General features: G+C 67.6%; 22 protein-coding genes. 12 read left to right on the top strand and 10 right to left on the bottom strand.

What is annotated here, in order from left to right; translation table 11 throughout:
* Nucleotides 1-38: 38 nt before the first annotated feature.
* The 7 genes from nuoF to F5X71_RS17875 all read right to left on the bottom strand — a co-directional run bounded on the left by nuoF (nucleotide 39) and on the right by F5X71_RS17875 (nucleotide 6,217).
* Nucleotides 39-1,352, bottom strand: a complete 1,314-nt coding sequence (gene nuoF / locus F5X71_RS17905; protein ID WP_167463056.1) for an NADH-quinone oxidoreductase subunit NuoF — start codon at nucleotides 1,350-1,352, stop codon at nucleotides 39-41.
* A 1-nt stretch (nucleotide 1,353) separates the two neighbouring features.
* Nucleotides 1,354-2,082, bottom strand: a complete 729-nt coding sequence (nuoE, locus tag F5X71_RS17900) for an NADH-quinone oxidoreductase subunit NuoE (RefSeq protein ID WP_167463055.1) — start codon at nucleotides 2,080-2,082, stop codon at nucleotides 1,354-1,356.
* Between the two features lie 64 nt (nucleotides 2,083-2,146).
* Nucleotides 2,147-3,478 carry an NADH dehydrogenase (quinone) subunit D gene (nuoD, locus tag F5X71_RS17895; RefSeq protein WP_238815954.1) on the bottom strand — a complete coding sequence of 444 codons (1,332 nt, stop codon included), beginning with the start codon at nucleotides 3,476-3,478 and terminating at the stop codon, nucleotides 2,147-2,149.
* 56 nt (nucleotides 3,479-3,534) lie between these two features.
* Nucleotides 3,535-4,302, bottom strand: coding sequence for an NADH-quinone oxidoreductase subunit C (locus F5X71_RS17890; RefSeq protein ID WP_174817090.1), 768 nt, complete (start codon nucleotides 4,300-4,302; stop codon nucleotides 3,535-3,537).
* On the bottom strand, nucleotides 4,299-4,853 hold the full coding sequence (locus F5X71_RS17885; protein ID WP_167463054.1) for a NuoB/complex I 20 kDa subunit family protein: 555 nt from the start codon (nucleotides 4,851-4,853) through the stop codon (nucleotides 4,299-4,301). The genes F5X71_RS17890 and F5X71_RS17885 overlap by 4 nt, the downstream gene beginning before the upstream one ends.
* Before the next feature lie 50 nt (nucleotides 4,854-4,903).
* Nucleotides 4,904-5,272 carry an NADH-quinone oxidoreductase subunit A gene (locus F5X71_RS17880; protein ID WP_428981474.1) on the bottom strand — a complete coding sequence of 123 codons (369 nt, stop codon included), beginning with the start codon at nucleotides 5,270-5,272 and terminating at the stop codon, nucleotides 4,904-4,906.
* A gap of 549 nt (nucleotides 5,273-5,821) precedes the next feature.
* Nucleotides 5,822-6,217, bottom strand: coding sequence for a hypothetical protein (locus F5X71_RS17875; RefSeq protein WP_167463052.1), 396 nt, complete (start codon nucleotides 6,215-6,217; stop codon nucleotides 5,822-5,824).
* A gap of 161 nt (nucleotides 6,218-6,378) precedes the next feature.
* On the opposite strand from F5X71_RS17875, the gene F5X71_RS17870 reads away from it, so the two are divergent.
* From F5X71_RS17870 to F5X71_RS36995, 3 genes are read left to right on the top strand one after another with little or no spacing between them, the layout of a single operon-like run.
* On the top strand, nucleotides 6,379-7,920 hold the full coding sequence (locus F5X71_RS17870) for a hypothetical protein (protein WP_167463051.1): 1,542 nt from the start codon (nucleotides 6,379-6,381) through the stop codon (nucleotides 7,918-7,920).
* A 4-nt stretch (nucleotides 7,921-7,924) separates the two neighbouring features.
* Nucleotides 7,925-8,368: a hypothetical protein gene (locus F5X71_RS17865; RefSeq protein WP_167463050.1), complete on the top strand. Its 444-nt coding sequence runs from the start codon at nucleotides 7,925-7,927 to the stop codon at nucleotides 8,366-8,368.
* Nucleotides 8,365-10,854, top strand: coding sequence for an FHA domain-containing protein (locus F5X71_RS36995; protein ID WP_238815953.1), 2,490 nt, complete (start codon nucleotides 8,365-8,367; stop codon nucleotides 10,852-10,854). Before F5X71_RS17865 ends, F5X71_RS36995 begins: the two co-directional genes overlap by 4 nt.
* Before the next feature lie 124 nt (nucleotides 10,855-10,978).
* Here the strand turns inward: F5X71_RS36995 and F5X71_RS17855 are convergent, their stop codons facing one another.
* Both F5X71_RS17855 and F5X71_RS17850 read right to left on the bottom strand, forming a co-directional pair.
* On the bottom strand, nucleotides 10,979-11,278 hold the full coding sequence (locus F5X71_RS17855) for a hypothetical protein (protein WP_167463049.1): 300 nt from the start codon (nucleotides 11,276-11,278) through the stop codon (nucleotides 10,979-10,981).
* 121 nt (nucleotides 11,279-11,399) lie between these two features.
* Nucleotides 11,400-11,993, bottom strand: a complete 594-nt coding sequence (locus tag F5X71_RS17850; protein ID WP_167463048.1) for a helix-turn-helix domain-containing protein — start codon at nucleotides 11,991-11,993, stop codon at nucleotides 11,400-11,402.
* Nucleotides 11,994-12,082: 89 nt separating this feature from the next.
* On the opposite strand from F5X71_RS17850, the gene F5X71_RS36625 reads away from it, so the two are divergent.
* From F5X71_RS36625 to F5X71_RS17835, 3 genes are all read left to right on the top strand, one after another.
* Nucleotides 12,083-12,247 carry a hypothetical protein gene (locus F5X71_RS36625; RefSeq protein WP_203218318.1) on the top strand — a complete coding sequence of 55 codons (165 nt, stop codon included), beginning with the start codon at nucleotides 12,083-12,085 and terminating at the stop codon, nucleotides 12,245-12,247.
* 54 nt (nucleotides 12,248-12,301) lie between these two features.
* Nucleotides 12,302-12,784, top strand: coding sequence for a DinB family protein (locus F5X71_RS17840; RefSeq protein WP_167463047.1), 483 nt, complete (start codon nucleotides 12,302-12,304; stop codon nucleotides 12,782-12,784).
* Between the two features lie 110 nt (nucleotides 12,785-12,894).
* Nucleotides 12,895-13,908, top strand: a complete 1,014-nt coding sequence (locus F5X71_RS17835) for an alpha/beta fold hydrolase (protein WP_167463046.1) — start codon at nucleotides 12,895-12,897, stop codon at nucleotides 13,906-13,908.
* 144 nt (nucleotides 13,909-14,052) lie between these two features.
* On the opposite strand, the gene F5X71_RS17830 is transcribed toward F5X71_RS17835, so the two are convergent.
* Nucleotides 14,053-14,922 carry a LysR family transcriptional regulator gene (locus tag F5X71_RS17830; RefSeq protein ID WP_238815952.1) on the bottom strand — a complete coding sequence of 290 codons (870 nt, stop codon included), beginning with the start codon at nucleotides 14,920-14,922 and terminating at the stop codon, nucleotides 14,053-14,055.
* A gap of 375 nt (nucleotides 14,923-15,297) precedes the next feature.
* Between F5X71_RS17830 and F5X71_RS17825 the strand changes: the two genes are divergently transcribed.
* From F5X71_RS17825 to F5X71_RS17800, 6 genes are all read left to right on the top strand, one after another.
* Nucleotides 15,298-16,740: a form I ribulose bisphosphate carboxylase large subunit gene (locus F5X71_RS17825; RefSeq protein ID WP_167463045.1), complete on the top strand. Its 1,443-nt coding sequence runs from the start codon at nucleotides 15,298-15,300 to the stop codon at nucleotides 16,738-16,740.
* Between the two features lie 18 nt (nucleotides 16,741-16,758).
* Nucleotides 16,759-17,181 (top strand): ribulose bisphosphate carboxylase small subunit, encoded by a 423-nt coding sequence (locus tag F5X71_RS17820; protein WP_167463044.1) that lies wholly within the window; start codon nucleotides 16,759-16,761, stop codon nucleotides 17,179-17,181.
* The gene (locus tag F5X71_RS17815; RefSeq protein ID WP_167463043.1) at nucleotides 17,171-18,193 is read left to right on the top strand and encodes an AAA family ATPase; all 1,023 of its coding nucleotides are present in this window, start codon (nucleotides 17,171-17,173) and stop codon (nucleotides 18,191-18,193) included. Before F5X71_RS17820 ends, F5X71_RS17815 begins: the two co-directional genes overlap by 11 nt.
* A gap of 12 nt (nucleotides 18,194-18,205) precedes the next feature.
* Nucleotides 18,206-19,285, top strand: a complete 1,080-nt coding sequence (locus F5X71_RS17810; RefSeq protein ID WP_167463042.1) for a class 1 fructose-bisphosphatase — start codon at nucleotides 18,206-18,208, stop codon at nucleotides 19,283-19,285.
* Between the two features lie 27 nt (nucleotides 19,286-19,312).
* A complete protein-coding gene (locus tag F5X71_RS17805; protein WP_167463041.1) occupies nucleotides 19,313-20,191 on the top strand; it encodes a phosphoribulokinase in 879 nt (292 codons plus the stop codon).
* A gap of 119 nt (nucleotides 20,192-20,310) precedes the next feature.
* Complete coding sequence (locus F5X71_RS17800) at nucleotides 20,311-20,724, top strand: nuclear transport factor 2 family protein (RefSeq protein ID WP_167463040.1); 414 nt, start codon at nucleotides 20,311-20,313, stop codon at nucleotides 20,722-20,724.
* The last annotated feature ends 58 nt before the right edge of the window (nucleotides 20,725-20,782 follow it).

Raw genomic sequence — 20,782 nt, 5'->3', positions numbered from 1 at the left:
CCGGCCGCCACCCCTCATCGAATCACTGCGTGATGCAGTCATTTTGCCTCCTTTGCCCATGCGGTGGACCGCGCCGGGTCGAACGGGCAACCGCCGAGCCGCAGATGGTCGACGTATTCGTCGCGGAAGTACTTCAGCGAGGAGACGATCGGGCTCGCCGCGCCGTCGCCGAGCGCGCAGAACGACTTGCCGTTGATGGTGTCGCTGATGTCGAGCAGCTTGTCCAGGTCCGCCTCGGTGCCGCGGCCCTGTTCGATCCGGGCGAGCAGCTGCACGAGCCAGTAGGTGCCCTCGCGGCACGGCGTGCACTTGCCGCACGACTCGTGCGCGTAGAACTCGGTCCAGCGCAGCACCGCGCGCACCACGCAGGTGGTTTCGTCGAAGATCTGCAAAGCCTTGGTGCCCAACATGGATCCGGCCGTGGCGACGCCCTCGTAGTCCAGCGGCACGTCGAGGTGGGCGGCGGTGAACAGCGGGGTCGACGAACCGCCCGGAGTCCAGAACTTCACCTTGTGTCCGTGCCGCACGCCGCCCGCGTAGTCGAGCAGCTCGCGCAGGGTGACCCCGAGCGGCGCCTCGTACTGGCCGGGCCGGTGCACATGTCCCGACAGCGAGTAGAGCGTGAAGCCGGGCGACTTCTCCGAGCCCATGGCCCGGAACCATTCGGTGCCGTACTGGATGATCGAGGGCACGCTGGCAATGGATTCGACGTTGTTCACCACGGTCGGGCAGGCGTAGAGCCCGGCGACGGCGGGGAACGGCGGCCGCAACCGGGGCTGGCCGCGCCTGCCCTCCAGCGAGTCGAGCAGCGCGGTCTCCTCACCGCAGATGTAGGCGCCCGCGCCCGCGTGCACGATGAGCTCGAGGTCGTAGCCGGAGCCGAGGATGTCGTTGCCCAGGAAGCCTGCCTCGTAGGCCTGGGCGACGGCGGCCTGCAGCCTGCGCAGCACCGGCACCACCTCACCGCGCAGGTAGATGAACGCGTGCGCGGCGCGGATCGCGTAGGCGGCGATGACGACGCCCTCGATCAGCGCGTGCGGACTCGACAGCATGAGCGGGATGTCTTTGCACGTACCGGGTTCGGACTCGTCGGCGTTGACCACCAGGTAGTGCGGCTTGGTGACGCCGTCGGGTCCGGGCCCCTGCGGGATGAAGCTCCACTTCATGCCGGTGGGGAAGCCGGCGCCGCCACGGCCGCGCAGTCCGGCGTCCTTGACGGTCTGAATGACGTTGTCCGGCTGCATCGTCAGTGCCTTGCGCAGCGCCTGGTAGCCGTCGTGGCGGCGGTAGGTGTCGAGCGTCCAGGACTGCGGGTCGTCCCAGTACCGGGTGAGGACGGGGGTCAACGTCATGTCAGTCCTCCGAATCCTGTGGCAGCACCGAGGTTTGCGCGGGATCGGGCGCCCGCAGGCCCCGCTCGCGGGCGACCTCGAGCCCGGCCAACGTGGCCGGGCCCGCCGCGCCGTCGAGCACCCCGGGCCGCTCGTCCGGGAACCCGGCGAGAATGCGCGCGGTCTCCTTGAACGTGCACAGCGGCGCGCCCCGGGTCGGCGTCACCGTCTGCCCGGCCCGCAGCGCGTCCACCAGGGCCTGCGCCGATTCGGGGGTCTGGTTGTCGAAGAACTCCCAGTTGATCATGATCACCGGGGCGAAATCGCAGGCCGCGTTGCATTCGACGTGCTCGAGGGTGATCTTGCCGTCGGCGGTGGTGTCGCCGTGCGTGATGCCGAGGTGTCGTTCGAGCGCGGCGAGGATGGCGTCGCCGCCCATCACGGCGCACAGCGTGTTGGTGCACACGCCCACGTGATAGTCGCCGGTCGGGGTGCGCCGGTACATCGAGTAGAAGGTGGCGACCGCGGTGACCTCGGCGCCGGTCAGGCCGAGCTGGTCGGCGCAGAAGTCGATGCCCGTCCCGGTGACGCAGCCTTCCTCGGCCTGCACCAGGTGCAGCAGCGGCAGCAGGGCCGAGCGCGGCTCGGGGTAGCGGGCGATGATCTGCTTGGCGTCGAGTTCGAGCCGCTCGCGGACGAACGGCTGGAACGGTTCGGGCCGCGTGCTGAGCTTCAACATGATTTCGGTCATCGGTGCGCCTCCGAACAGGTATGGGTCGACCGGGGCCGCGCCGCGGCCCCGGTGGCGGACGTGCTCACCGGTCCACTCCGCCCATCACGGGGTCGATGCTGGCGACCGATGCGATGACGTCGGCGACCATGCCGCCCTCACAGGTCGCCGCCACCGCTTGCAGATTGGTGAACGAGGGGTCGCGGTAGTGCACCCGGAACGGCCGGGTGCCGCCGTCGCTGACCGTGTGCACGCCGAGCTCGCCGCGCGGCGATTCGACCGCGGTGTACACCTGGCCCGCGGGCACCCGGATGCCCTCGGTGACCAACTTGAAGTGATGGATCAGGCCCTCCATCGAGCTGCCCATGATCTTGCTGATGTGCTTGGGGGAGTTGCCGAGTCCGTCCGGGCCGATCTGCAGGTCGGCGGGCCAGGCGATCTTCTTGTCGTCCACCATCACCGGGCCGGGCCGCAGCTTGTCCAGGCACTGCTCGACGATCTTCAACGACTCCTTCATCTCCTCCACCCGGATCACGTAGCGGCCGTAGCAGTCACAGCCGGTGGTGGTGGGGATGTCGAATTCGTAGTTCTCGTAACCGCAGTAGGGCTGTGCCTTGCGCAGATCGTGCGGCAGGCCGGTGGCGCGCAACACCGGACCGGTGACGCCGAGTGCCATGCAGCCCTGCAGGTCGAGGTAGCCGATGTCCTGGGTGCGGGCCTTCCAGATCGGGTTGGCGGTGAGCAGCTGCTCCATGTCGCGCAGCCGTTTCGGCATGAGCGCCAGCAGTTCCCTGACCTTGCGCACACCGTCGTCGGGCAGGTCCTGGGCCAGGCCGCCGGGCCGGATGTAGGCGTGGTTCATCCGCAGGCCGGTGATCGTCTCGAAGACGTCGAGGATGAGCTCGCGTTCGCGGAAACCGAACAGCATCGGGGTCAGCGCGCCGAGTTCCATGCCGCCGGTGGCCAGCGCCACCAGGTGCGAGGAGATCCGGTTGAGCTCCATCAGCATGACGCGAATGATGTTGACCCGCTCGGGGATCGCGTCGGTGATGTCGAGCAGCTTCTCCACGCCGAGGCAGTAGGCCGTCTCGTTGAAGAACGGGGACAGGTAGTCCATCCGGGTGACGAAGGTGACGCCCTGGGTCCAGTTGCGGAACTCGAGGTTCTTCTCGATCCCGGTGTGCAGGTAGCCGATGCCGCAGCGGGCCTCGGTGACGGTTTCGCCCTCGATCTCCAGGATCAGCCGCAGCACACCGTGCGTGGACGGGTGCTGCGGGCCCATGTTGACGACGATGCGTTCCTCGCCCGCGCCGCGCAGCGACTCGGCGACCTCTTCCCAGTCCTGCCCGGCGACGGTGACGACGGTGGGTTCCGCGGCGGTGGCGCCGGTCTCGGCTTCGTTCGGCACACCGCTCACCCGGTCACCCCGTACGGAATCGCTGTGTGAGGCAGGCTCACTGCGTGATGTGGTCATCAGTTGTATGCCCTCCGCTCGTCGGGCGGCGGTATCCGCGCGCCCTTGTACTCGACCGGGATCCCGCCCAGCGGGTAGTCCTTGCGCTGGGGGTGACCGCGCCAGTCGTCCGGCATCAGGATTCGGGTGAGCGAGGGATGCCCATCGAAGAGGATGCCGAAGAAGTCGTAGGTTTCCCGCTCGTGCCAGTCCGTCGTCGGATACACCTCGTACAGCGACGGGATGTGCGGATCGGCGTCGGGCGCCGCGACTTCGAGCCGCAGCCGCCGGTTGTGCGTGATCGACATGAGCGGATACACCGCGTGCAGTTCGCGCTCGGTGTCCTCCGGGTAGTGCACCCCGCTCACGCCCAGGCACAGCTCGAAACGCAGTGTGGCCGTGTCCCGCAACGCGCGCGCGACCGCGACCAGATGTTCGCGTCGCACGTGCAGGGTGAGTTCGCCGCGGAAGACGACCACCTTCTCCAGCGCCGTCTCCAGCGGGATGCCCGTCTGCTCGAGCGCGGCGCGCAACGCGGCGACGATCTCGTCGAAGTAGCCGCCGTAGGGCTGCGGTGAGCTGCCCGGCAGGCGGACCGGGCGCACCAGCCCGCCGTAGCCGGAGGTGTCGCCGCTGCCGCGCACGCCGAACATGCCGTGCCGGGTACCGATCACCTCGTCCGGCTGTTCCGGAATGGGCCGTGTGCCTTCCGGTCCCGCCGTCGCGGCGGCGTCGATCTCGTCGTGCGCGGCGGTGGTGGTGTTGTTGTCGGGGGAGTCGAACGTCATCGCAACAGCCCCTCCATCCGGATGGTGGGCGTCGCGGCCAGGGCCGCCTGCTCGGCGGCGCGCACGGCCTCCTCCCGATTGACCCCGAGCGGCATCTCCTGAATCTTGGCGTGCAGCGTCAGGATCGCGTTCAGCAGCATCTCCGGCCGCGGCGGACAGCCGGGCAGGTAGATGTCCACCGGCACCACGTGGTCGACGCCCTGCACAATCGCGTAGTTGTTGAACATCCCGCCCGATGACGCGCAAACACCCATGGCGAGAACCCATTTCGGCTCGGTCATCTGGTCGTAGACCTGTCGCAGCACCGGTGCCATCTTGTTGCTGACCCGGCCCGCGACGATCATCAGATCCGCCTGCCGCGGCGAGGCGCGGAACGCCTCCATGCCGAAGCGGGCAATGTCGAAACGGCCTGCGCCCGTGGCCATCATCTCGATGGCGCAGCAGGCCAGACCGAAGGTGGCGGGCCACAGTGAGCCCTTACGCAGATATCCGGCGAAATCTTCGACCGTGCTCAGCAGCAAGCCGCTGGGCAGTTTTTCCTCGAGACCCATATCCGACTAACCTTCACTTCCACTCGTCGCCCGAACACGCTGTGCGGCAGTCAGTCCCAACTGAGTCCGCCGCGGCGCCATTCATAGGCGTAGGCCACGGAGACGTTGAAGATGAACAGCGCCATCGCGGCGAGACCGAAGAGACCGAGTGCATCGAAGTGGACTGCCCACGGGTAGAGGAACACGATCTCGATGTCGAAGATGATGAACAGCATGGCGGTGAGGTAGTACTTCACCGGAAAGCGTTGACCCGTAACATTTCCCGGGCCGCCGGCCACGGCATGCGGAGTGGGCTCGATGCCGCACTCGTAGGCCTCGAGCTTGGCCCGGTTGTACCGCTTGGGGCCGACGAGGGCCGCCATGATGACGGTGAACACCGCGAACGCCGCGGCGACCGCGCCTAGTACAAGAGTCGGCATTTCGATATTCACGACTGCCCTCTCCCTTGGTGTGAGCCGGCCCCTCCTTGTGGGCGGGAGCCTGCGGGTGGGCCGCCCGTTAGCCGGACGGCAGCTTCCGAGGCGGGCTGACGTCGTTGTCCGCCTCGGCCAGACTCGCCCCATGGCCTGCTCGGCGCGGGGTGATGGCTGTGCCCGCGCACCTGTGAGCTAGGGCACAGCCTACAACCGATATGTCTGGGTGCCGTGGCTTTGACTGCTGCGTTTGATCTAATTCGTGACGCCGATTTATGACTGAAACGGTGGTAATCGCAAGGGCTGTCACGTGACGTTGGTCGACCGGTCAGTCGGTGTCGTGAAAAACCGCTCCTCGGAGCGGGTTTCGGTCGATGGCCAGGCTTTTGCTGTTAGGTGAGCCTCACCGCATCGGCCCGCCTCGGCGACCGCTCGGCGCACAGCGCGCGGCGATCAATTCGCAAACGGGTGACGAGTTGAGTGGCTACGAACGAGGTTTCGATCAATGCACACTCTGCATGACTGCGTCCGACAAAAGTGGTACGGCGGAACCGTTCAGGCTGCCGAACGGTTGCGTAGCAACCCGACCACGGCCTCGGTGAGCCGGATCGGATCTATGGGATGCGAGACCGCCGCCTCCGCGCGTGACCACTTGGCCAGCCAGGCGTCGTCGGGCCGGCCGGTGAGCACGAGTACCGGTGGGCAGTGCTCGATTTCGTCCTTGAGTTGCTTGGCGATGCCGAGCCCGCCGGTCGGGGCGGATTCGCCGTCGAGGATGACGAGATCTATCCCGCCCGCGTCCATGTGCTGGATCACCACCGGCCCGGTGGCTACCTCCAGGTAGTCCAGCGCGGGTAGCTCCGGATGGGGGCGCTTACCCAACGCCACGATGACCTGGCGCCGAGTATCGGCGTCATTGCTGTACACGAGGACCCGCAGTGAGTCGGCCACGACCGCATGCTACTTCCGTGGCGCCCGACCCCGTGGCATCTTCGATCAGATCCATGGTTTCTCGCGCGTCGTGCGGGTCGCGCCGCGCGTCGGCGCGGGCGCCCGCGATCTGCAGGGTAATCGCAAGTTATCCATAAGAATCCGCCGGTAGCATCCCCGTAATGCGGGGTGATCTCACACAGGTCCTCGTCGATACCGACGTCTGGACCGACGACATGGTGCACGGTGCGGGGATCCCGGTGATCGACGTGCCGTTCGTGACGATCGGCAGCGGGATCGGCTCGTTCGTCACCTATGACACCCTGCGCATCTACGGGGTGCCCGCCCAGGCGATGGCGGTGCTCGGTCCGCAACAGCACCCGTGGTCGTCGTACGAATATCTGACCAGGGTCTCGCAGATCCCGCGCGGCGAGCGACTGCGCAGCGATTCCGCGTCCGAGCCGGACAACATGTGGGGCTTTCCCTCGTACGCGGTGCGCGAGGCGATCGCCGACAAGTCGATCAAACCGCTGTGGAATGTGTTCGTGGAACCCATCTTCGCGAACTACTACACCCCGCGCGCCGGGCAGGCGTTCGTCGGGATGGAACGCGAATTCCACCGCATCGGGTACGCGAACTCGTTGCATCGCGGGCATGTTCGCATGGTGCGCAAGCGCGAGGGCGGCGGCTACTTCACCATCCTGACCCCGCCCGCCGATTCCACGCCGACCAAGCGGGTCGCGTTCCGCAGCACGTATGTGCATGTGGCGGTGGGCTATCCCGGACTCAAGCTGCTGCCCGATCTGCAGGAGTACCGCGAGACCCATCGCGATCCCACCCGCGTGGTCAATGCCTACGAGCCGCACGAGCACGTCTACCAAGCGTTGCAGCGCAAAGCGGGGACGGTGATGATCCGCGGCAGCGGGATCGTCGCGAGCCGGGTGCTGCAGCGGCTCATCGACGATCGGCACCGGCTGCACCTGAACACGCAGATCCTGCATCTGTTCCGCACCTATGTCGCCAAGGCGCACGGCAAGAATGTGTTCAACCGGCGACCGGGCGCGCACGGCTGGGCGTATCAAGGGTTCAACTACCCGAAATCGGTGTGGGGCGGACAGCTCAAACAGAAGATCCGCAACCTGCAGGGTGAACAGCGCGCCGAAGCGTACCGGGAGATCTCCGGCACCAACACACCGATCCGGAACTCGTGGCAGAAGCAGTTGCGGCGCGGACGAGCCGAAGGGTGGTATCAGGTGATGGCCGGGACCATGCGCGCGCCGCGGCCCGCCGTGGGGCGCCAGGGTGTGGTCGCCACGATCCTGCCGGACCGCACCGCCGAACTGCCGGTGCCGCCGCCGACCCAGCCGTTCGACACCACGGTCGACTACATCATCGACTGCACCGGACTCGAGGCCGACATCCGCGAACACCGCCTGCTGGCCGATCTGCTCGATCATGCCGGGGCCGGGCGCAATCCGGTCGGTCGGCTCGACGTCGACACCACCTTCGAATTGATCGGCACCCGAAGTGGCACCGGACGCATCTATGCATCCGGTAGCGCGACGCTCGGCGGGCCGTTCATCGGCGTCGACACGTTCCTCGGGTTGCAGATCGCGGCGCAGGAGATCGCCGACGATCTCGCGGCGTTGGGGTTCTGCCGCAGGATGGGTCCGCTGCGCTCGACGAGCCAGTGGTGGTCATGGGTCACGAACAAGAAGATCTGAGCTGATGCTGCCAACGTTGAACGGGCGTATCCAAACCCGGGTGCTCGCGCTGAGTGTGCTCGGCGCCTTCGTCGCGCTGGTCATCACGCCGTTGCTGCCGACCGGTTCGCTGAGCCTCGGCCAGGCCTATCGAGTGACGCTGTCGGTGCTGCTGGCCACCGTTCTGGTCGGCGTGCTGTGGGAGTTGCTCTACCATTTCTTGCAACAGTTCCGCTGGGAAAAGGACTGGCCGACGCTGTTCGGCTTCCTGACCGTGCTCAACGAGGGGGCACTCATGTGGGTGCTCGTGCACAACACCACCATGGTGCTTCCCGAGCACCTGCACCCCCCGCTCGCCGCGTTCCTCATCCAGTTCCTCGTGACCTGGCTGGTGTTCTGGCTCGTCGTGAACGGGCCGATGCGGGTGCCGTTCCATCGCTGGCGATTCCAAGGTGGCAGGTTCCTGTGAACAGGCAGATCGAGGTCCTTCCCGGCGCCCACCTCGTCGCGAGCGCCGGCGGCGTGCTCGTCGTCGTCGCGCACCGTTCGGCGGCGCCCGTCACCTACGCATCGATCGCGGGACGCACCATGACCGCGCTGCTCGGGATCGTCCGGCAGGTCACCATCGACGAACCACGCCGCAGTGGGCGCACCGTCGCGCGGTTGGCCACCAATTGGCTGATGAGCCTGGCCGGCGGCGACGAGGACGAAGTCGAATTCGGCGTGCTCACCCCGACCGACACCGGGATCGCGGTATTCCTGCACGGCGGAGTGAGCGCGGTCCTCGACCGGGGCGCCCGGCCGGAAGTGTTGCGCGGCAGAGAAGCCGGATTCACCGTCGACCGGGTCGTGACGCCCGCCCCGGCGGTGGGCGTCGGCCTGTTCGTCGACGAGAGCGGTCTCGATATCGAAAGCTTGCCTGCGCGTGGGGTGTTCGCGTTGACGGAGGGAACGACACCGGGGTCGGGGGCGGTGCTGTGGTTCGGTGCGGAACCCGAGGGCGTTGCGCGCACTGCTGGGGGCGAGCGCGGGTGGTCGTCTGATGCCGTGCCTACCGGCGGAGGTATCCGCGGAGCCGGTGGGCAGCCGCACGCGACACCCGGCCTCTCGCAGGGCTCAGGTGCGGGGAGTGCTGATCTACGCAAGTGTGCGTCGGTCGATCCGGACGCGGCTTCCTCAGGCGCGCAGCAGGTTTCACCCTTGTACAGTGGGCAACGTCGCGTGAGCGGAATTGCGCAGGCGCATGGGACGGCGGCTGCGCCGGTCGAGGGTGCGGCACCGAATAGTGGCGCGGCAGGTCCGTCGTCTGTCGGCGGGTCGGCGCATGGTCCGGCAGTGGGACGCGGCACGCCGCAGGGAGATGCGCCCGGCTCGGCGCACGGGCAACGCACTCCGCCGGATGACTCGTCGGCCTCGCGTTCGGGGACCGCTGCCGGTCACCGACGAGATGCCTTGCCCGACTCGCCCTTTGATGACCGGGTTGCGGCGCAAGATTCCTCGTCGGCCGGGTTGGCGGAGCACCCCGCTGATGGCGGCGGTTCACGAGATGCCTCGCACCGCCCGGCGTTCGGCCGCCGGGCCCTGGCCGACGCTGGCAGTGGTCAAGCGCCGGGTGCGAACGAGAGCCCCGCGCAACGCGGTGCGGCCGCGGAATTCGCGGCGCCGGATATCGTGCCGGACGGTGCCGTTTCGACGGAACACGCGGCGGTATCCGGCGACGCGGTCGAACCAGCTGCGGGAGAAGGGCATTCGGGTGCGAGCACCGGCGCCTCGCCGACCGCGCACGGCTCAGCCGCCAGTGGTGAACCGGCTGGCGGTGCCCGGCCTGGTTCGGTTGCGGACGATTCGGCCGGAGTCGTGCGGCATCGTGCGAGCTCCGCCGAAAAGTGGCCCGGAGGCGGGTCGCACGAGGGTGGTTCGCGTGCGGGGCACGTCACGCCGATCTCGCCCGCGGGCAGTGACGCGCCGACCGAATACGTTGCGGCTGTCGCGGGGGCGGTGAGCGGAGCGGATGAGCGCCCTACGGCGTATATGCCGCCTGCGGGCGGCGGAGATGGTAGTGCGCAGGGCGGTGCGCCGCAGGATATCGTCGCGGCCGATGAGCGGCCGACCTCGTATCCGCCGTCGGCGGGTGGCGGGGAGCGCGGTGTGCAGGGCGATAGTGGTCCGCAGGATGCAGTGGCGGCCGATGAGGGGCCGACCTCGTATCCGCCGTCGGCGGGTGGCGGGGAGCGCGGCGATAGTGGTGGTCCGCAGGACTCGGTGGCGGCCGATGAGCCGGTGTCGCAGCGGCCGTCGGCAAGTGTGACGCCGCCGCGTCTGGTGAAACCCTCGGCGCAATCGCAGACCGGACCGCAGGACCAACTCGGTTCGGGGCCGGTGCGCTTCGGCGGCGCGGTGTCGGAGATCGACCTGCAGGAGACCGTGGTGCCGACTTCGGCGCGGACGCCGCATCGCGCCGAAGTGGAGTCTCGCGGCCCGGGTGTGGTGGTGAAGGGATTCAAGTGTGCCCGTGACCATCTCAACGATCCTCGGGTGTCGTTCTGCGCGGTGTGCGGTATCCGGATGGATCAGCTGACCTGTGTGCTCACCGACGGCGTGCGCCCGCCGCTCGGTCTGCTGCTGCTCGACGACGGCACCTCGTTCGTGCTCGACAGCGACTGCGTGCTGGGACGCGAACCCGAACACGCACCCGCGGTGGCACGCGGGGCGCACCCGGTGCGGCTCGAGGATCGTTCCGGTGGAATGTCGCGTGCACACGCCGAGATCCGTCTCGTCGACTGGGATGTCACCGTCGTCGACGGCGGCTCCACCAACGGCACCCACATCCGCCAACCCGGCCACCAGGACTGGTCCCGCGCCATCCCCGGCCACCCGGTAAAACTCATCCCCGGCGCCCAAGTCCAACTAGGCAGCCGTACAGTAACTTTCGACTCCCAACACGGCCAGCTATAACCCGCGCCCAACCTTCGGCATACCTTGTACCGCAGCCACATCGCGTAGCCGGTCGCATCGACGGGACTTGGGCCTGCTGTCCGTGCCAGAGCAGGACCCTCCGGATCGAAGCCACCGCCCTCCGCTATTCGTGTCCCGTCACGGCAGGAGCATCGACACGGCTGAGGTCGTAGACATACGAGCGGTCGCCCTTACGGCTGACCCACGCGCCCTCGGGCGGGAGTTCGCCTTGGCCCGGGTCGTCGAATGGACGACTGGACACCGTGCCGTCCCGCGCGCACACCGCCCAGCCGAAGTCCGGCATTCGCAGGCACCAGATGCCGAGGTCGACCCGTCGATAGGCCGGAAATCCATGAGCTTCCCCGTCGCGGACGAACTCATAGCTGAGCCCATCCCCGCGCCGCACGAACCGCACTGCCGACATCCGACCATCCTCGGCGACAAACCGATACGACTCAAGTGACCCAGGTGTCCGACCCCGAACGCGGCGGACCAGTTTGCCTCGATGCGGGGGCAACTGATGTGAGAGGCGAAGGTCTCTATCGCTAATGCTCTTTCGGCTGGGGTGGTTCGGCGCGGACGTGGGCTCGCAGGCCCTGGGGGCCGAAGAGGATGAGGAGTTCGACGGTGGCGGCGTCGGCGCTGCCCAGCCAGTGGGGGACGGCAGTGTCGAATTCGGCGGCCTCGCCTGGGGGCAGGGTGTAGTCGCGGTCGCCGAGGACCAGGCGTAGGTGTCCGTTGAGCACGTAGAGCCATTCGAAGCCCTCGTGGGTCTGGGGCGTCGGCTCGAGCGGTTCGGGCGTGCCGGGGATGATCATCTTGAAGGCTTGGATTCCGCCCGGCCGCCGGGACAGCGGCACGAAGATCATGCCGTAGCGGCGGATCGGCTTGAGGTGGATGCGGGGGTCGCCGGTCCTCGGCGCGCCGACGAGATCGTCGAGCGGAACGTCGTAGGTGCGGGCCAGGGGCAGCAGCAATTCCAGGGTGGCGCGGCGCTGTCCGCTTTCCAGCCGGGACAGGGTGCTCTCGGAGACGCCGGTGCGCGCGGCGAGGTCGGCGAGGGTGATGCCGCGCTCGCGGCGCAGGGCGCGCAGGCGGGGGCCGACCACGCCGAGCACTTCTTCGGTTTCGCGGTCCATGCCGCACATCTTGCCGGAACCGCAAGTTTTCGTGCCAAGTCCTGGTGTCGCTGGCGAGACTGGGCGCGTATCGACAAAAGGAGCCCCCGATGAGCACCACCGAGGCGGTCACGTTCTGGGACGGCGTCTATGCGACACGTCCGGCCGGCGACCCGACACCGAACGATCGGCTGGTCGAAACAGTCGCCGACTCGACCGAGCGGTCGCGTCCGCGCGGGTTGCGCGCGGGCCGGACGGCCGCACCGCCGAGGTGATCGACCGCCTGCTGCTCGTTCGCCGCATCGCCTGACCATCGAAAGGAGACCGGCATGCCGACCATCAAGCGCCGTAAGGACGTTCCGCCGCCACGAACCGGCAACAGCGAGGCTGAGACGTTGCGCGGGTTCCTGGACTATCTGCGCGACTCGATTGCCGCGAAGGTCGACGGCGCACCGGAACCACAGGTGCGAGCCGCGGTGCCATCGGGCACGAATCTGCTCGGCCTGCTCACCCACCTGACCGCCGTCGAACGCTCGATGTTCCTCGGCGATACCGTGACCGACTGGCAGGCGACCTTCCATGCGGCGCCGCACGACTCCGTCGCCGAGGTGGTCGCGGGCTATCGGGCGGCCGTCGAGCGGTCGAACGAAATCCTCGACGGCTGTGGGGATCTCGCCGCGCCTATCCCGCGCCCGGGACGTCCGGCGCCCAGTGTTCGCTGGGCGCTGGTGCACATGATCGAGGAGACCGGGCGACACGCGGGCCACGCCGACATCCTTCGCGAACTGATCGATGGGGCGACCGGTCGCTGAGGCGGTTATCCGCTCGCACACCAACTCGCCTGCCAACGCGGGCAACCGGATGCAGTCGCGACGCGGCCGAGTCCCGTTCATTCAACTCGACTACTTCGAACAGGAAACCCATGAAATCCATCTCCCGGCCGAGGCTTTCCGCGCGCGCGGTGGCGGCTCTCGTGTTCACGTTGCTGCTGGCCACCGGTACCACCGCATGCGCGACGACTGCTGCCGACGCGGCGCCCCCGTATGCCAGTGCCACGCAAGGTGATTCGGTGTTCGAGAGCACCTTCCGGCACGAGTTCGCGAACGTGGACGGCGTGCGCATGCACTACGTGAAGGGCGGTAGCGGGTCGCCGGTGGTGTTGATCCACGGGTGGCCGCAGACCTGGTTCGGATGGTGGCCGATCATGCCCGCGCTGGCGGAGAAGCACACCGTCTATGCCGTCGACCTGCCCGGTCTGGGGGATAGTACGGGCTCGCCGAGCGGATACGACAAGGCCACCTTGGCGCGGTACGTGCACACGCTCATCGCCGACCGGCTCGGGGTGCGCGACGCACAGGTGATCGGCCATAACTTCGGGGCGGCGGTCGCGTTCCAGTACGCGAGCCTGTTTCCGGCCGACACCGCACGCCTCGGGTATCTCGATCTGCCGTTGCCCGGTCCCGCGATCGACGGACCCACCTACCGCTCCCTGAGCTGGCACATCGCCTTCCACGCGCAGCGGCGCGTGCCCGAAGCCGTGGTGGGCGACGACGTGCGCGAATACCTCGCCCTGTTCTACCCGCAGGTGTCCTTCGGCGGAACGGCTTTCGGTGGCACCGCGGACCGTTCACCGTTCACCCCCGCCGAGATCGACGAGTTCGCGCGGACCTACCGCAAGCCCGAGGTCCTGTCCGCCGGTTTCGAGCTCTACCGCGCGCTGGACCAGGATGTTCGCGACACCGTAGCCGCGGCCCCGGTGACCGCTCCCACCCTGCTCTTGACCGCACAGGGCCAGCTCGACCCCGTCCGCGCCACCACCGCGACCCGGATGACCAACATCGTCCAGGCCGCCGATGTCCCGCACGCGGGCCACTGGCTCGTCGAAGAGAACCCTCAGTTCGTCACCACCGAACTCCAACGCTTCCTGGGTGACTGAAACCCTACTGTCGGCGGTCCCGGCCTTGCTCGGCCATTGCGGAGGCCGGAGTTCGGCGCGCCCGGTATGCGGGGCGAGCTATCCCGATGCCGCCCACCGGCGTCCGCGAGATCTGACCAGCTGCCCGGTCCGGACCGCGAATCCTCAAGCGGGATCGAAGGCGTCGGGGCCTACTTCGGTGGGGGCGCAGATGTGGGTGAGGAAAAGGCGGGTGGTGGGGGTGGGGGTGCGGGTGGTGATCGCGTGCCAGGGGCGGTCCATGGGGGTGCCGGTGACCGGAAGGATGTGCAGGGCACCGGAGTCGAGGTCCTGGGAGACGGCGTCGCTGTGGATGAGGGTGACGCCGAGCCCGGCGCGGGCCGCGGCGAGCACGGTGCCGTGGCTGCCGAGGGTCAGGGTCGGTGGGGCGAGATCGAGTTGGTCCAGCAGGGCCAGGGTGGCGTCGCGGGTGCCGGAGCCGCGGCCGCGTAAGAGCCAGGTGGCGTGTGCGGGATCCTGATTCGGTGTGCCGACGACGACGAGGCGGCTGGCCCGGCGCGCGCGGATGACCAGGCCGGTGTTGCGGGGCGGGCGGCCCGCGATGACGAGATCGGTTTCGTGGTGCTGCAATTCGAGGAACAGCACGTCGCGCGGGTGGACCGAGAGGCTGAGTTCGATATCGGGGAAGCGGTGACGAAACGACGCGAGCGGGCCGAGTAGCACGTACTCGCCCGCGGTGGCGACGACGCCGATGCGTAGTCGCCCGGTTTCGGCCTGCTGGACCGCGGCGTGCGCCTCGTTCATCAAACCGAGGATGCTGCGGCAGTATTCGGCGTAGATCCGTCCGGCCTCGGTGAGCGTGATCCCGCGCCCGGATTTGGCGATGAGCTTGGCGCCCAACTGTTTCTCGACGTGCGCGACGGCGGCGGAGACCGCGGCCTCGGTGATGTGCAGCTGGGCGGCGGCGCGCCGGATGCTGCTCAATCTGGCCACGACCAGGAAGGTTTCCATCCTGGCTGCACTGACCGCTGCCATCCGCCGACGGTAGCAGAGATCGACGGTGACTCTGGTGCCAGAGGAATTGACGGCGTCGGGGGAGCGGTGATCTGTGGAAACATCGGAGCTGTCAGGGTCAACCCGACCGCGGCGCGTGTCTCCCCTGCCGCGCCGCGCTCGAACACCCCGGAGTGGTGCGCGCTCCGGGGTGTTCGCAGCGGCCGGTGGAAGTTTTCCGCCCTGCCGCGCGCCGTTTTCCCGATCCCGTGCGCGCCGAAACCTGACTTTTCGGTTGAGTTTACGCAGGAACAATCAAATTGTTTGTTGTCGACGCTGCCGTCATCCTGGAATTCGCAAGGCGCACAACCTGAATCACCGGAAAGCGCCTGCCGATCACCGACCCCGGGAGGAACGATGGCCGAAGCAAGCGAGCGGGACCGGTGGGATCCGGGTGTGCAGTCGTATGCCTCGATGGGGTATTACGCGCCGGACTATCAGCCCTCCGATACCGATGTGCTGGCCGCGTTCCGGGTCACCCCGCAGCCGGGCGTCGATCCGATCGAGGCGGCGGCCGCGGTCGCCGGTGAATCCTCGACGGCCACTTGGACGGTGGTGTGGACCGACCGGCTCACCGCGCACACGAAGTATCAGGCCAAGTGCTATCGGATCGACGAGGTGCCCGGCCGCCCGGGTGAGTATTTCGCGTATATCGCCTACGATCTCGACCTTTTCGAAGAAGGTTCGATCACCAACCTGACCTCCTCGGTCATCGGTAATGTGTTCGGCTTCAAGCCTTTGCTGGCGCTGCGGCTCGAGGACATGCGTATTCCGGTGGCGTATGTGAAGACTTTCCAGGGCCCGCCGCACGGTGTCGTGATGGAGCGGGAGTATCTGAACAAGTACGGCAGGCCGTTGCTCGGCGCCACGGTGAAACCGAAACTCGGTCTGTCGGCGCGCAATTACGGCCGCGTGGTGTACGAGGCGTGCAAGGGCGGACTGGATTTCACCAAGGACGACGAGAACATCAATTCCCAGCCGTTCATGCGGTGGCGGGATCGCTACCTGTACGCGATGGAGGGCGTGAACCGCGCGATCGCCGACACCGGCGAACTCAAGGGCCACTACCTCAATGTCACCGCGGCGACCATGGAGGACATGTACGAGCGGGCCGAGTTCGCGAAGGAGCTGGGCAGCGTCGTGATCATGATGGATCTGACCGTGGGTTACACGGCGATGCAGTCGATGTCGCACTGGGCGCGGCGCAACGGTGTGCTGCTGCACCTGCACCGGGCCGGGCATTCGACGTTCACGCGGCAGAAGACGCACGGGGTGAGCTTCCGGGTGCTGGCCAAGTGGTGCCGGTTGATCGGTGTCGACCACCTGCACGCGGGCACCGTCGTCGGGAAGCTGGAGGGCGATCCGGCGACGACCAAGGGGTTCTATGACACGTTGCGGGAGAACCATATTCCCGCCAACCCGGCCAACGGGATCTTCTTCGACCAGCATTGGGCGAGCCTGCCCGGGGTGCTGCCGGTGGCTTCCGGCGGTATCCACGCCGGGCAGATGCATCAGCTGCTCGATCTGTTCGCCGACGACGTGATCCTGCAGTTCGGCGGCGGCACCATCGGCCATCCGCTGGGCATCGCGGCCGGCGCCGAGGCGAACCGGGTGGCGCTCGAGGCGGTGGTCAAGGCGCGCAATGAGGGCCGCGATCTGCTGAAGGAGGGGCCCGACGTGCTGCGTAAGGCGGCCGAGATCTGCCGTCCGCTCGAGGTCGCGCTGGCGACCTGGGGCGATGTCACCTTCGACTATGCCGCCACCGACGCACCCGACGCGGTGCCGACGGCGACCCGCTGACCGCCCAGGAGCCCGCTCATGTATCTGCGTCACGGAACCTTTTCCTACCTGCCGGAATTCACCGATGCCGAGATCGCCGCGCAGGTGCGGTACGCGCTGCTCAACAGCTGGCCGGTGTCGATCGAGTACACCGACGATCCGCATCCGCGTAACGCCTACTGGGAGATGTGGGGTCTGCCGCTGTTCGATCTGGACGAGCCCGACGGTGTGCTCGCCGAGATCAACGCCTGCCGTGCGACTTTCCCGCACCACTACGTCCGGGTGCTGGCCTATGATGCCCGCTACGGCAGGCAGACCACCGCGCTGAGCTTTCTGGTGCAGCGTCCGGCCGACGAACCCGGCTTCGTGCTGACCCGCGCGGAAGGCTCGGATCGCCGCCAGCAGTACGGGTTCCACTCCTACGCCACCGACGACCGCCAGGGGCGGCGGTATGGCGGCTGAGCAGAACGGTTTCCGGCTGCACCGCCCCGGCGCCGGTGACGGCAGGCCGGTGCGCCCCGAGCCTGCCGTCGAGGCCGAGCCGGAACCGCTGGATGCCGATGCGCTGCTCGACCTTTCGACCGATATCGCGGGTAACGACGTCGAGGAGACGTTGCGCAGGCTCGACGCCGAGCTCGTCGGCCTGGCGAACGTGAAGGGCCGGGTGCGCGAGATCGCGGCGCTGCTGCTGGTCGATCGGGCCAGGCAGCGCTTCGGGTTGAGTGCGTCGCGGCCCACCATGCACATGAGCTTCACGGGCGGTCCCGGCACCGGCAAGACCACCGTCGCGCTGCGCATGGCCGAGATGCTGCACGCGCTGGGTTACATCCGTAAACCCAAGGTGCACACCGTCACCCGCGACGATCTGGTGGGCCAGTTCATCGGCCACACCGCGCCCAAGACCAAGGAGGCGCTGGCCAAGGCGGCGGGCGGGGTGCTGTTCATCGACGAGGCCTACTACCTGTTCCGCCCGGAGAACGAGCGCGACTACGGGCAGGAGGTCATCGAGATCCTGTTGCAGGAGATGGAAAGCGAGCGCGCCAACCTGGTGGTGATCTTCGCCGGCTATCCGGATCGGATGGAGCGCTTCTTCTCCGCCAATCCCGGCCTGTCCTCGCGGGTCGCCCACCACCTGGAGTTCGCCGACTACACCCACGCGGAACTGCTCGGCATCGCCGAATTGATGGTGGCGCGGGAGAACTTCCGGTTCGACGCGGCCGCGCACGCCGCGTTCGCGGAGTATCTGACGCTGCGGATGGCCCGGCCGCGGTTCTCCAACGCGCGCAGCGTGCGCAACGCCCTGGACCGCTGCCGCCTGCGGCAGGCGAAACGGCTTGTCGAGCTGCATCGCCCGCTCGGCAAGTCCGATCTGATCACGCTGACCGACCGGGATGTCTACGGCAGCAGCGTGTTCGAGCACGGCCGAGTGACCACCGACCCGCCGGACGGGCCGACCGCGCGGGCTCCGGCGTGAGGAGAGGCGCCCATGCCAGAAGGACTGAAGACGCTCACCCGCTATACGATCGAGGAGGAGCATCGCCATCCCGGCTCGTCCGGTGAATTCTCCGCCCTGGTCAATGTCGTGGCGACGGCGACGAAGATCATCGCCAATCAGGTGACCAGGGGAGCCATTGTCGGCTCGCTGGGCGCGGCGGAGCCGGACAATCTGCCGCCGACGGTGCATCGCAAGCTCGACGCGATCGCCAACGACATCATGGTCGCCGAGACGCAGTGGACGGGGCATCTGGCCGCGCTGCTCTCCGAACAGATGTCGGCGATTCATCCGGTGCCCGACGCGCATCGGCGCGGCAAGTATCTGCTGGCGTTCGATCCGCTCGACGGGTCGTCCAACATCGACGTGAATCTGCCCGTCGGGACCATCTTCAGCGTGCTGCGCGCCCCCGAGCCGCGCGAAACCGGGCCGGCGGCAGCCGATTTCCTGCAGGCCGGGGTGCATCAGGTGTGCGCGGGCTTCACCCTGTACGGCCCGGCGACGATGCTGGTGCTCACCACGGGCCGTGGGGTGGACGGGTTCACCCTCGATCGCGAGATCGGCGCGTTCGTGCTGACCCACCCGCGCATGCGCATCCCCGAGGACACCTCAGGTTTCGCGATCAACGCCGCCAATGAGCGGTTCTGGGAACGTCCGGTGCGCCGGTACGTGCACGAGTGTCTCGACGGCGTGGAGGGGCCGCGCGGGCGCGACTTCAACATGCGCTGGGTCGCCTCGTTGGTCGCCGACACCTTCCACATCCTGACCCGCGGCGGGGTCTATCTCTATCCGCACGACAACCGGCCCCCGCGGCGTCCGGGCCGGGTCTCGCTGCTCTACGGCGCCAATCCGATCGCGTTCATCGTCGAACAGGCGGGCGGGTGGGCGACCACCGGCGGGGAACGGGTGCTCGAGGTGCCACCGGAGGACGTGCATCACCAGGTGCCGCTGATCTTCGGCTCGCGCAACGAGGTGGAGCGGATCGAGCGCTATCACAGCGAGCCCGACGCGGGGCCCAGCTTCGACAGCTCACTGTTCGGGACGCGCTCCCTGTTCCGGCCCGCGCCGCATTGAGTTCTGTCCGGCCATCGAGGAGGTGCCATGTCGGTCAAACACCCCGTCGTCGCCATCACCGGATCATCCGGTGCGGGCACGACCAGCGTCACGCGGACCTTCCAAGAGATCTTCCGCCGCGAAGGGATCAACGCCGTTGTGGTGGAGGGCGACTCGTTCCACCGCTACGACCGCAACGAGATGAAGCTGGCGATGGCCGAGGCCGAGCAGAGTCGCAATCTGACCTTCTCGCATTTCGGGGAGGAGGCGAATCTGCTGAAGGAGCTCGAGCAGTTGTTTCGCGACTACGGCGAGACGGGGGTCGGGCAGGTGCGAAAGTATCTGCACGACGAGCGCGAGGCCGAACCCTACGGGCAGCCCGCGGGCACGTTCACCCCGTGGGAAGACCTGGCGCCCGGCAGCGACCTGCTGTTCTACGAGGGGCTGCACGGCGCCGCGATCACCGACAGCGTGAATGTCGCGCAGTACGCGGATCTGCTGGTCGGGGTGGTGCCCATCGTCAATCTGGAATGGATTCAGAAGGTCATCCGGGACAAGACCGAACGCGGCTATTCCAGCGAGGCGGTGATCGACACGATCCTGCGCCGGATGCCCGACTACGTGAAATACATCTGCCCGCAGTTCTCCCACACCTACGTCAACTTCCAGCGGGTGCCGACCGTGGACACCTCCAATCCGTTCATCGCGCGCAGCATCCCCACCGCCGACGAGAGCTTCGTGGTGATCCGCTTCGCCGATCCGAAGGTGATCGACTTCCCGTATCTGCTCTCGATGCTGCACGACTCGTTCATGTCGCGGCCCAACTGCATCGTGGTGCCCGGCGGCAAGATGGATCTGGCCATGCAGTTGATCTTCACGCCGTTGATCCTGCGGTTGATGGACAAGCGCCCCAAGCGTTCTCACTGAGCGGGCCGGTTTCGGCACGCGCTGCCGACCCGCATCGGATGCACCCCTGGTGAAAGGGCCGGTTGCTGGGTTAGTGTCGAGCCGATCCTATTCAACGAGTTGCATATGCGAGGTGGGATATGACCACGTTCCGCGAGGCGGTCGAGGCCCGCGACGTCGAGGCGATGGAAGCGCTGTTCGCCGACGATGTCGTCTTCACCAGCCCGGTCGCCTTCAAGCCCTACCCGGGCAAGGCGATCACCACCGCGATCCTGCGCGGTGTGCTGCGCGTCTTCGAGGACTTCCGCTACCTGCGCGAGATCGGCGATGCCGACGGGCGCGACCACGCCCTCGTCTTCGAGGCCACCGTCAACGGCAAGACCGTCAACGGCTGCGACTTCCTGCACTACGACGAGACCGGCAAGATCGACGCCCTCACGGTCATGGTCCGCCCCCTCTCGGCCGCGCAAACCCTCGCCGAAGCCATGGCCGCCCAATTCCCCCGCATCCAAGAAGAAGCCCTCGCCGCCACCCGCCCCCAACCCACCCCCTGAACCCGCCACGGCCTCTCAACGATCACCAGCCCGTGCCACCGGCCCGCGTAGCATGACC

The sequence above is a fragment of the Nocardia brasiliensis genome (genome assembly GCF_011801125.1).
In the GTDB taxonomy this organism is placed as follows: Bacteria; Actinomycetota; Actinomycetes; order Mycobacteriales; family Mycobacteriaceae; genus Nocardia; species Nocardia brasiliensis_C.
The sequence above is the reverse complement of the archived record's forward strand: the minus strand, read 5'-3'. Positions and strand labels throughout refer to the sequence as shown.